General features: G+C 70.8%; 8 protein-coding genes and 3 pseudogenes. 7 read left to right on the top strand and 4 right to left on the bottom strand.

What is annotated here, in order from left to right:
* The coding region (locus FV222_RS09695; protein WP_147814042.1) for an NAD(P)-dependent oxidoreductase at positions 1–694 on the top strand (694 nt) is incomplete at its 5' end.
* Positions 695–700: 6 nt separating this feature from the next.
* On the opposite strand, the pseudogene FV222_RS09690 reads toward FV222_RS09695, so the two are convergent.
* Positions 701–910, bottom strand: a pseudogene (locus FV222_RS09690) (tRNA (adenosine(37)-N6)-dimethylallyltransferase MiaA); the annotation flags it as partial.
* Between FV222_RS09690 and FV222_RS09685 the strand changes: the two are divergent.
* The 6 genes and pseudogenes from FV222_RS09685 to purQ form a co-directional block, all read left to right on the top strand.
* Positions 908–1,576 (top strand): annotated as a pseudogene (locus FV222_RS09685) (Gfo/Idh/MocA family oxidoreductase); the annotation flags it as partial. The pseudogenes FV222_RS09690 and FV222_RS09685 overlap by 3 nt on opposite strands.
* Positions 1,577–1,643: 67 nt before the next feature.
* Positions 1,644–3,038 carry an ActS/PrrB/RegB family redox-sensitive histidine kinase gene (locus FV222_RS09680; protein ID WP_147762723.1) on the top strand — a complete coding sequence of 465 codons (1,395 nt, stop codon included), beginning with the start codon at positions 1,644–1,646 and terminating at the stop codon, positions 3,036–3,038.
* A 39-nt stretch (positions 3,039–3,077) separates the two neighbouring features.
* Positions 3,078–3,677, top strand: coding sequence for an ActR/PrrA/RegA family redox response regulator transcription factor (locus FV222_RS09675; protein ID WP_147754105.1), 600 nt, complete (start codon positions 3,078–3,080; stop codon positions 3,675–3,677).
* 112 nt (positions 3,678–3,789) lie between these two features.
* Positions 3,790–4,029 carry a hypothetical protein gene (locus FV222_RS09670; protein WP_147754104.1) on the top strand — a complete coding sequence of 80 codons (240 nt, stop codon included), beginning with the start codon at positions 3,790–3,792 and terminating at the stop codon, positions 4,027–4,029.
* Between the two features lie 88 nt (positions 4,030–4,117).
* Positions 4,118–4,357, top strand: a complete 240-nt coding sequence (gene purS, locus FV222_RS09665) for a phosphoribosylformylglycinamidine synthase subunit PurS (protein ID WP_147814040.1) — start codon at positions 4,118–4,120, stop codon at positions 4,355–4,357.
* Positions 4,357–5,037 carry a phosphoribosylformylglycinamidine synthase subunit PurQ gene (purQ, locus tag FV222_RS09660; protein WP_147762720.1) on the top strand — a complete coding sequence of 227 codons (681 nt, stop codon included), beginning with the start codon at positions 4,357–4,359 and terminating at the stop codon, positions 5,035–5,037. Before purS ends, purQ begins: the two co-directional genes overlap by 1 nt.
* Before the next feature lie 610 nt (positions 5,038–5,647).
* Here the strand turns inward: purQ and FV222_RS09655 are convergent.
* From FV222_RS09655 to FV222_RS09645, 3 genes and pseudogenes are all read right to left on the bottom strand, one after another.
* Entirely contained in the window at positions 5,648–8,068 is a 2,421-nt protein-coding gene (locus tag FV222_RS09655) for a penicillin-binding protein 1A (protein WP_147754101.1), read from the bottom strand.
* A 181-nt stretch (positions 8,069–8,249) separates the two neighbouring features.
* Complete coding sequence (locus FV222_RS09650; protein ID WP_147754100.1) at positions 8,250–9,515, bottom strand: N-acetylmuramoyl-L-alanine amidase; 1,266 nt, start codon at positions 9,513–9,515, stop codon at positions 8,250–8,252.
* A 323-nt stretch (positions 9,516–9,838) separates the two neighbouring features.
* A pseudogene (locus FV222_RS09645) lies at positions 9,839–10,101 on the bottom strand (hypothetical protein); the annotation flags it as partial.

Below are 10,101 nucleotides of genomic sequence, written 5' to 3'. Positions count from 1 at the left end.
CGCCGAGATCGTGTTCGCCTGCGTCGGCAACGACGACGACCTCCGCGGCGTCGTGCTCGGGCCGGACGGCGCGCTCGCCGGCATGAAGCCGGGCGCGATCTTCGTCGATCACACCACCGCCTCGGCCGAGGTGGCGCGCGAACTCGCCGAGGCGGCCACCGAAGCGGGTGTCGGCTTCGTCGACGCCCCGGTCTCCGGCGGCCAAGCCGGCGCCGAGAATGGTGTGCTCACCGTGATGTGCGGCGGCGAGCAGGCGACCTACGACACGGTCGAGGGCGCGATCGGCGCCTACGCGCGTGCCTGCCGGCTGATGGGTCCGGTCGGCTCCGGCCAGCTTACCAAGATGGTCAACCAGATCTGCATCGCCGGGCTGGTCCAGGGGCTGTCCGAGGGCGTGCACTTCGCCAAGAAGGCCGGGCTCGACGTGGAGGCGGTGCTCTCGGTGATCTCGAAGGGGGCGGCCGGCTCTTGGCAGATGGAGAACCGCGGCGCGACGATGAACGCGGGCAAGTTCGACTTCGGATTCGCGGTCGACTGGATGCGCAAGGATCTCGGCATCCTCCTCGACGAGGCACGTCGCAACGGTGCCAAGCTCCCGGTCTCGGCCCTCGTCGATCAGTTCTACGCCGAGGTGCAGGCCATGGGCGGCAACCGCTGGGACACGTCGAGCCTCGTCGCGCGCCTGGAACGGTAAAAGGCCTCAGGCCAGCTCGGCCATCGCCGCCTCGGGCGAGAGCCAGCGCCAGTCCGCACCCATCTGGTGGCGAAACCAGGTGAACTGGCGCTTGGCGTAGCGGCGGGTGTCGGCCTGCCCGCGCACGATCGCCTCCTCGAGCCCGATCGCGCCGTCGAGGTGGGCGATCAGCCCGGGCACCCCGTGCGCGCGCATCACCGGCAGCAGCGGGTCGAGGTGGTGCGCCTCGTCCGATCGGGCGAATTCGGCAAGCCGCGGATGATCCAGGCCTTCAACGGCCAAACCTCGGGGCTGCCGGAGCAATGGCGCCTGAAGAAGGCGCTCTCGGGCGGCGGCGCCCTGCCCGACATCGGGCTCTACTGCCTCAACGGCGTTCGGGCGCTGCTCGGCGAGGAGCCGGACCTGATCCAGGCGCAGACGCATTCGCCGGCAGACGACCCGAAGTTCCGCGAGGTCGAGGAGGGCGTGAGCTTCACCCTGCGCTTCCCGTCGGGCGTGCTGGCGCAATGCATGACCAGCTACGGCGTCCACGAATCGCGCCGCCTGACCGTGCATACGGGGGGCGCCGACATCGATCTGCAGAACGCCTTCGCCTATGTCGGCCAGCGCCTCGTGGTCACCCACCGCGACGGCAAGGTGGTGTCGCAGGACACCAAGGTGATCGGCGCCAAGAACCAGTTCGCCCTGGAGATGGACCACTTCTCGCGCTGCATCCAGGAGAACCGCCGGCCGCGGACGCCGGGCGAGGAGGGTCTTCAGGACCACGTGCTGATGGAGGCGATCTACGAGGCGGCCCGCACCGGCGCGCCGGTGTCGATCCCGCCCGTCCCCGGTGCCGGCCTCGACGCCACCCGTGGCCCCGAACTCGACGAGGCGGGCTGAGGCGCAAGGCGGGAGGATCGTCGCGGGCTCTGGATCGGCCCGCCCCCGGCTCTATCGTTAGGCCATCATGCTCGACACCGATCCGAGCGGCTTCGTCCGCGACGCGCGCCACCTGCGCCTCGACACGTTCGTGCGCCTGCGCTGGCTCGCGATCACCGGGCAGAGCGCGGCCGTGGTCGGAGCGCAGTTCGGCCTCGGGCTCGGGCTGCCGTTCGGCTGGTGCTTCCTGGCGATCGCCGCCTCGTCCTGGCTGAACCTCGGCCTGCGCATCCGCTTCCCGGCGAGCTACCGGCTGAGCGCGGATTCCGCCGCCCTGCTGCTGGCCTTCGACATCGTGCAGCTCGCCGTGCTGCTGTTCCTCACCGGCGGCCTGCAGAACCCGTTCTCGCTGCTGTTCCTCGCCCCCGTCCTCATCTCGGCGACCGCACTGCCGCCGGAACGGACCTTGGCGCTCGGCCTGCTGGCGATCGGGCTCGCGACGCTGCTGGCCTTGGTCCACCGCCCGCTGCCGTGGTTCGCCGACGGGCGGATCGAGTTGCCGTTCCTCTACGTCTCCGGCGTGTGGACGGCGATCCTGCTCGGCACGGCCTTCACCGGCGTCTACGCCTGGCGAGTCGCGGAGGAGACGCGCCAGCTCGCGCAGGCGCTGGCCGCGACGGAGCTGGTGCTGGCCCGCGAGCAGCACCTGTCGCAGCTCGACGGCCTTGCCGCGGCGGCGGCGCATGAGCTCGGCACGCCGCTCGGCACGATCATGGTGGTGACCAAGGAGCTGGTGCGCCAACTCGGGCCCGACGCGCCGCCGGCGGTTGCCGAGGATCTGCAGCTCCTGCGCGAGCAGGTCGACCGCTGCCGCGGCATCCTCTCGAAGCTGACGTCGCTCGACGGCGACGGCGCCGGCTTCCTCGAGACCTTGAGCTTCAGCCATTTGATCGAGGAACTGGTGGCGCCGCACCGGGCGATGGGCATCGCCCTCGACATCTCGAGCCAGGGCGACGCCCCGGAACCGGATTGCCGCCGCAACGCCGGCGTGATGTTCGGGCTCGGCAACATCCTCGACAACGCGGTCGATTTCGCCGACGCCCGCGTGGTGATCGAGGGCCGCTGGACGCTGGACCGGGTGACGCTCGAGATCCGCGACGACGGCCCCGGCTTCTCCGCCGAGGTGCTGCTGCGGGCGGGCGAGCCCTACGTGACCACCCGCAGCCCCGACCGCGGGGCGGGGCAGGCGCAGGGCGGCACGGTCGGCGCCGGCCTCGGCCTCGGGCTGTTCATCGCCAAGACGCTGATCGAGCGCTCGGGCGCGCAGATCACCCTGTCCAACGCCTCGGCGCCGGGCACGCATGGGGCGCAGGTCCGGATCTCCTGGGCGCGCCACATCTTCGAGCGGGGTGCGGCGCTGCGTCATGCCCCCGAATTCGGCACACGCCCACCCCTGCCCGCGGGCGATGTCGCGCCTATATAAACTCTCAACGAATACAGCGAAATCTTTGAGGAGCTTCTCATGCTGACGCAATCGAGCTCGTCGGGCGCCCCGGATGCCGTGGCGCTCAGCGACGCCGACCCGCTGGCCGCATTCTCCGACCGCAGCCTCCTGATCGTCGACGACGACAAGCCGTTCTCGACCCGGCTCGCCCGTGCGATGGAAGCGCGCGGCTACCACGTCCAGGTCGCCGAGAGCGTGGCCGAAGGCGTGTCCGTGGTCGAGGCGCGGGCGCCCGCCTTCGCGGTGATCGACATGCGGCTCGGCGACGGCAACGGCCTCGACGTGATCGCCCGCCTGAAGGAGCGCCGGCCGGAAGCCCGCGGCGTCATCCTGACCGGCTACGGCAACATCGCCACCGCCGTCACCGCCGTGAAGCTCGGGGCCTTCGACTACCTGGCCAAGCCCGCCGACGCCGACGAGATCCACGGCACGTTGATGGCGCAGCCGGGCGAGCGGGCCGACCCGCCCGAGAACCCGATGTCCGCCGACCGCGTGCGCTGGGAGCACATCCAGCGGGTCTACGAGCTGTGCGGACGGAACGTCAGCGAGACCGCGCGCCGGCTCAACATGCACCGCCGCACCCTGCAGCGCATCCTGGCCAAGCGCGCCCCGCGCTGAGGCGGGGGCCACCCGCGAGGGGCGCTTGCCGGTTGCACAGCATGCGACAATCGGGGTACTGCCGCCGTCGTAAGCGGGACGCGAATCCGTGCCGCCGGCGGAAGGGGTCCTCGTGAACGCCCGCAACCTGATCACGATCCTCAGCATGATGGTGCTGGTGGGAACGGAAGTCTTCGCGGTGGCGATCGCCGCAGGCTGGGCCATCGCAGGCCTGTTCGAACTCGGCGACACCGTCGGCCACGTGCTGATGGGTCTGTTCAGCGTGCTCGCGGCCTGGATCATGTTCCAGCTTTGGCAGCGCGCGACGAGCATCGAGCCCTTGCGCGCCGCACCGCGGGCCGCCCGCCGGTGACGGGCGGCCACGACACCCGAGGTGTCGGACCCCGCCCCGACGCCCGCCTCCGCCTCCTTCCGTTCCAGACCCTGCTGAGTGGCCCATCATGAAAGCCCGCATCGTCGTCACGCTGAAGACCGGCGTCCTGGACCCGCAGGGCAAGGCCATCGAGGCCGCGCTGAAGTCCTTCGGCATCGAGTCGATCGAGGGCGTCCGCCAGGGCAAGGTGTTCGACATCGAGGTCGCCGCCACGGACCTGGCCGGCGCCGAGGCCACCCTCAAGACGGCCTGCGAGAAGCTCCTGGCCAACACCGTGGTCGAGAACTACGCGATCGAGATCGCGTGATGCGCGCCGCGATCGTCGTCTTCCCAGGCTCGAACCGCGACGCCGACGTCGCCCGCGCGCTCCGGCTTGCCGGCGCGGAGGTCACGACGATGTGGCACGCCGACGCCGCGCTGCCCTCCGGCACCGACCTTGCGGTCCTGCCCGGCGGCTTCTCCTACGGCGACTACCTGCGCTGCGGCGCCATCGCCGGCCGCGCCGCCGCCATGGATGCGGTCCGCGCCCACGCCGCCCGCGGCGGGCTCGTGCTCGGCATCTGCAACGGCTTCCAGATCCTGTGCGAATCCGGCCTGCTGCCGGGCGTGCTGATGCGCAACGTCGATCGCCGCTTCATCTGCCACCGGCAGACCCTGCGCGTCGAGCGCGCCGACACCCGCTTCGCCAGCGCCTACGCCAAGGGCGACGTCATCGACGTCTGCGTCGCGCATGGCGAGGGCAACTACTTCACCGACCCCGACACCCTCGCCCGGATCGAGGGCGAGGACCGGGTCGCGTTCCGATACTGCGACGCCGACGGTCAGGTGACGACGGCCGCCAACCGCAACGGCTCGCTCAATTCCATCGCGGGGATCTACTCCGAGGGCGGCAACGTCCTCGGGATGATGCCGCACCCGGAGAACTTCGTCGAAGGGCTCGTCGGCGGCACCGACGGACGCGGGTTGTTCACCAGCCTTGCGGCCTGAACCTGCGGCGATACTGATCTCGGGTAGGCCCAACGCGGCGACGACTTGAGGAACGCGCCCGCGTTGACGGCGCGTTAACCTCTTTTGTCCAATCTCACCGTAGTCCAGATGTCTGGATGTCGAGTGAGACCTCCGTCCCGCTCTGTTTGATGCCTCCCTGAGACTCCAAAGCCGCCCCCGCAGGGCGGCTTTTTTTGTCTCGGATCGCCAGGCGGCCGACTGACCGCATCGCCGGACCTCACGGCGTTCGGAGCGGGCGCGGGTTCCCTCTCCCGTGCGGGAGAGGGACAGGGTGAGGGATGAGAACTCACCGGAGAGGGCAACACCCCTCGCCCCAACCATTCTTCCCTGGGCAGGGTGTGATCGCAGACGGCGACCTGTTCTTGGGAGAAACCCGCCGGCAGCACCGCGTCATCCCGGGGCCGCGCAGCGGAGCCCGGGATCCAGAACCGCAGGTCGCACCGGACTTGGCACCGTCGGCGGTTCTGGATTCCGGGCTCGCCTGCGGCGCCCCGGAATGACGGTGCGGTGCCGTGTGATCGCCCTGCCCCCGGGGAGAGCGAGCCGTGCGGGGCGACCAGCGATCCGCAGAGAGCCTGGCGGCGTCCGCTCAGTACAGCCCGCCGGCCTGCGCCGCGCGGTCTGCGTCCGCCGGGACGGCGGCGGGGGCCGCGGCTTGGCCCGCCGGGGCGACGTAGGAATCGGGCGGCGCGGTGCCGGGCTTGAACGCCTCGAGGATCGTGCCGGCGCCCTCGCCCGAGCCGGCGCGCATGCCGGAGCCCAAGGCCACGCGGATCAGCTTGATCCCCGGCGGCACCCGGAACGGCGTCGGGGGCTTGTCCTTCAGGGCGACCTTCAGGAAGTCGAGAGCGATCGGCGCGGCGAGCCCGCCGCCGGTGGCGCGGTCGCCGAGCGAGCGCGGCTTGTCGAAGCCGATGTAGATGCCGACCGCGAGGTCCGGCGAGAAGCCGACGAACCACGCGTCCTTGGCGTCGTTGGTGGTGCCGGTCTTGCCGGCGAGCGGCTTGCCGATCTGCTTCAGGATCGTCGCGGTGCCGCGCTGGACCACGCCCTCCATGATCGAGACCATCTGGTAGGCGGTCAGCGGATCGAGCACCTGCTCGGAATCGTCCACCAGCTTCGGCTCGTCCTGGCCCGACCACTTCTCGGCGTCGCAGCCGACGCACTTGCGGCCGTCGTGCCGGTAGATCGTCTCGCCGATCCGGTCCTGGATCCGGTCGATCAGCGTCGGGCGGATGCGGCGGCCGCCGTTGGCCAGCATCGAGTAGGCGGTGACCATCCGCATCACGGTGGTCTCGCCGGCGCCGAGCGACATCGGCAGCACCGGCAGCATGTCGTCGTAGACGCCGAAGCGGCGGGCGTACTCGGCGATCAGCGGCATGCCGACGTCCTTGGCGAGCCGGACCGTCATCAGGTTCTTCGAGTGCTCGATGCCGTAGCGCAGGGTGTGCGGGCCGCCGGACTTGCCGTCGTAGTTCGAGGGCGTCCACGCCTCCTGGCCGGGGCCGGCCTCGATGGTGATCGGGGTGTCCTGAACGATCGAGGACGGGGTGTAGCCGTTGTCGAGCGCCGCCGAGTAGACGATCGGCTTGAACGACGAGCCGGGCTGGCGCATCGCCTGCGTCGCGCGGTTGAACTCGGACTCGTCGTAGGAGAAGCCGCCGACCATGGCGTGCACGCGGCCGGTGTTCGGGTCCATCGCGACGATGCCGCCGGACACCTCGGGCTTCTGGCGCAGCCGGTACTGGCCGCGGCCGCCGTCCATCGCCTCGACGTAGACCATGTCGCCGGCGGTGAGGTTCGCCCGGCCGGCCCAGCGCATGCCCTCGGCGGGGATCGTGCCGGTCTCGCGGTCCTTGGAGACCTGGCCCGAGGCCTCGCGCTTGGGCTGGAGGCCGACCTGCAGGCCGCCGGCGCCTTGCCCGAGCACCACGGCGAGCCGCCACGGGGCGACGTCGCCGAGCGCGCTCACTTCGGAGGCCGCCATGCCCCAGTCGCGCCCGGTCAGGTCGACCTTGGTGACGGGGCCGCGCCAGCCATGCGCCTGGTCGTAGCGCACGAGGCCGTCGACCAGCGCCTTGCGCGCCCAGCCCTGCATCTTCGGGTCGAGGGTGGTGCGCACCGAGAGGCCGCCCTCGTAGAGCTTCTTCTCGCCGTAGCGCTCGGAGATCTCGCGGCGGACCTCCTCGGTGAAGTAGTTGGCGTTGGCGGCGTTCGGGAAGGCGACGCGCGGGTTGACGCCGAGCGGCATCTTCTTGGCGGCGTCGGCCTCCTCCTTGGTGATGTAGTTGTTCTCCGCCATCAGGCGGATGATCTCGTTGCGGCGATCGAGCGCCGCCTGGGTCTTGCGGTAGGGGTGGTAGTTGTTCGGCCCCTTCGGCAGGGCGGCGAGGTAGGCCGCCTCGTTGATCGTCAGCTCGTGCACCGACTTGCCGAAATAGTCCAGGGCCGCCGCGGCGACGCCGTGCAGGTTGCGTCCGGGCACGATGGTGCCGAGGAAGATCTCGTTGAGGTAGAGCTCGAGGATCTTGTCCTTCGAGTAGGTCGCCTCGATGCGGAGCGCGATGAGCGCTTCCTTGATCTTGCGGTCGAAGGTCTGCTCGTTCGACAGAAGGAAGTTCTTGGCCACCTGCTGGGTGATGGTCGAGGCGCCCTGCTTCTTGCCGCTCTTGGCGTTGGTCAGCGCCGCGCGCACGATCCCTTCGGGATCGATGCCGCCGTGCTTGTAGAAGTTCTTGTCCTCGGCCGAGAGGAAGGCGGCGACGATGATCTTCGGCATCGCCTGGATCGGCAGGTAGAGCCGGCGCTCCTTGGCGTACTCGGCCAGCAGCGAGCCGTCGGCGGCGTGGACGCGGGTCATCACCGGCGGCTCGTAGTTGGCGAGCACGGCGTGGTCCGGCAGATCCTGGCTGTACTTCCAGTAGAAGAACGCGCCGCCCGCGGCCGCGAGCACGAACAGGACCGCGCAGGCGCTGAACAGGAAGCCGAAGAAGCGAAGGATGAGGCGCATCCGGTTTCCCGTCGATCGGTTTCGTCGGCCGTGCGCGCGAGCGCATCCGGCTAGGGGGGTCGGGGCTGCCCGCAAGACGCAGGCCGATCCGGCGTGCCCGCAGCCTTGAAGGTCCCCGTCGACGATGACCGATGAGAGGACGGCGCGACGGGGTCTCGAGTGCCCCGTATCGACACCGGATCTATGGTGAAACTGGGGCGATTGCCGCCGAGCGGCGGTTCGGCGAGGCCGGCCGCACCAGGCTGGCGCGGTTGCCGAAGAACTGGTCGATCGCCTTGGCCATCGAGCCGGTGACGGAGGCGCGCCACTCGGCCGATTGCAGCAGGTCGAGGTCGCGCTGGCTCGACAGGTAGCCGAGCTCGACCAGCACGCTCGGCACGTCGGGCGAGCGCAGCACCTTGAAGCCGGCCTCGCGGTGCGGCTTCGTGCTCATCTCCATCACCGGCCCGAGCTGGCCCATCAGGGTCTTGGCGAAGCCGGACGAGAAGCCGCGGGTCTCGCGCAGCGTCAGTTCCTGCAGGATGTCGGCGATCTCAGGCGGACCCTCGCCGGATTCGGCGCCGGCGGCGGCGTCGGCCTTGTTCTCGCGCTCGGCGAGCTTGGCGGATTCGCTGTCGGTGGCCTTCTCGGAGCCGGTGTAGATCGTCGCGCCGCGCACCTGCGGCGCCGACGAGATCGAATCCGCGTGGATCGAGACGAACAGGTCGGCCTTGGCGTCGCGGGCGATGCGCACGCGCTCGGAGAGCGGCACGTAGACGTCGCGGTCGCGGGTCATCGCCACGCGGTAGCGGCCGCCGGCCTCGAGGCGGGCGACCAGCGCCTGGGCGAAGCCGAAGACGATGTCCTTCTCGAACACGCCGCCCACCGCGATCGCGCCGGGATCGATGCCGCCGTGGCCGGCGTCGACGACGATCAGCGGGCGGCGGTCTCCGGCCTCCACCGGCGCCACCGCCTTGCCGGAGGCGGGCGCGAGGTCGCCGGCGCTCGCCGCCTTGCGGAAGCTGTCGCGGTCGGCGCGCTGGAACGGGACGGTGAGGATCACGGCGCCGTCGCGGGGACGCGTCGTCGTCTCGATCCGCCCGACCGTGGCGGGGCCGGCGAGGTCGACGACGATGCGCGAGCGGCCCGGCGCGAACAGGCCGTAGCGGAACGACTGCACCAGGCCCTCGCGGCGGCGGCCGGTCTCGGGGGCGAGCTGGAAGTTGACCTCGGCGAGGTCGATCACCGCCCGGTCCGGGCGCTCCATGACGAAGGCGCGAGCGTCGACCGGCTTCGACAGGGTGAGGGTGAGCTTGGTGCCAGCAGGCGAGGCGGCGAGGTCGGCCGCGATCGCGACCGCCGGCGGCGCCCGGTCCTGCGCATGCGTCGGCGACACGGCGAGCGCCGGGTTCAGGGCCACGGCCAGCGTGAGGATCGCGGAACGGATCAGGCGCGCGGATCGCAGCATCGGTCGGCCTCCCGAGCCTCCGATACGGCATAGGAGCGACATGGTTAACCGAAGGTTTCCGGCTACGCTTCGTTCGGGCGGCGGCTGTGGCCGCGCCGCGACAGGGGATTGGCGCGGGGAGGCGGGAGCGCTTACGCGCACATCCGCTCTTTGGGGAGCTGCCGGGTTCACGCAGTTCGCCGCGCATGCCGAACCAAGCGCGGGTCCCCTCTCCCGACCGGGAGAGGGGACCGTGCCGTGCTCCGCGCGATCCGTCCAGAGCGGGCATGCGGACAGGTATGAATTCGACAGCGCTGAGGGGGGATAGGCGCGCCGCGCCTCCCTCAGCGCTGCGCGACCATCCGCGTCGCGCGCCGGGCGAGCTCGCTCCAGCAGGTGAGCGAGGCGTCGGCCGCGCGCTGCATCTCGTTGACCTGCAGGCGGATCGCGTCGGCCGGCGAGCGCGCGTCCTTGAGGGCGTTGAGGTGGGTGAGGACCGCGGAACTCTCGTCGCGCATGAAGGCGAACAGGGTCTCGCCGAGGCCTTCGAGGTCCTGGCGCAGGGCCGGGACGGGACGGCGGCCGGCCCGCCAGGAGGCCGGCGAGG

Source organism: Methylobacterium sp. WL103, from assembly GCF_008039885.1.
GTDB lineage: Bacteria > Pseudomonadota > Alphaproteobacteria > Rhizobiales > Beijerinckiaceae > Methylobacterium > Methylobacterium cerastii.
This window is presented reverse-complemented; position numbering and strand designations above follow the sequence as displayed.

Excerpts from the sequence above, each read along its gene's own strand:
- FV222_RS09680 (WP_147762723.1), top strand. The coding sequence starts at position 1,644 with ATGCTCGACACCGATCCGAGCGGCTTCGTCCGCGACGCGCGCCACCTG.
- FV222_RS09675 (WP_147754105.1), top strand. The coding sequence starts at position 3,078 with ATGCTGACGCAATCGAGCTCGTCGGGCGCCCCGGATGCCGTGGCGCTC.
- purS (WP_147814040.1), top strand. The coding sequence starts at position 4,118 with ATGAAAGCCCGCATCGTCGTCACGCTGAAGACCGGCGTCCTGGACCCG.
- purQ (WP_147762720.1), top strand. The coding sequence starts at position 4,357 with ATGCGCGCCGCGATCGTCGTCTTCCCAGGCTCGAACCGCGACGCCGAC.
- FV222_RS09655 (WP_147754101.1), bottom strand. The coding sequence starts at position 8,068 with ATGCGCCTCATCCTTCGCTTCTTCGGCTTCCTGTTCAGCGCCTGCGCG.
- FV222_RS09650 (WP_147754100.1), bottom strand. The coding sequence starts at position 9,515 with ATGCTGCGATCCGCGCGCCTGATCCGTTCCGCGATCCTCACGCTGGCC.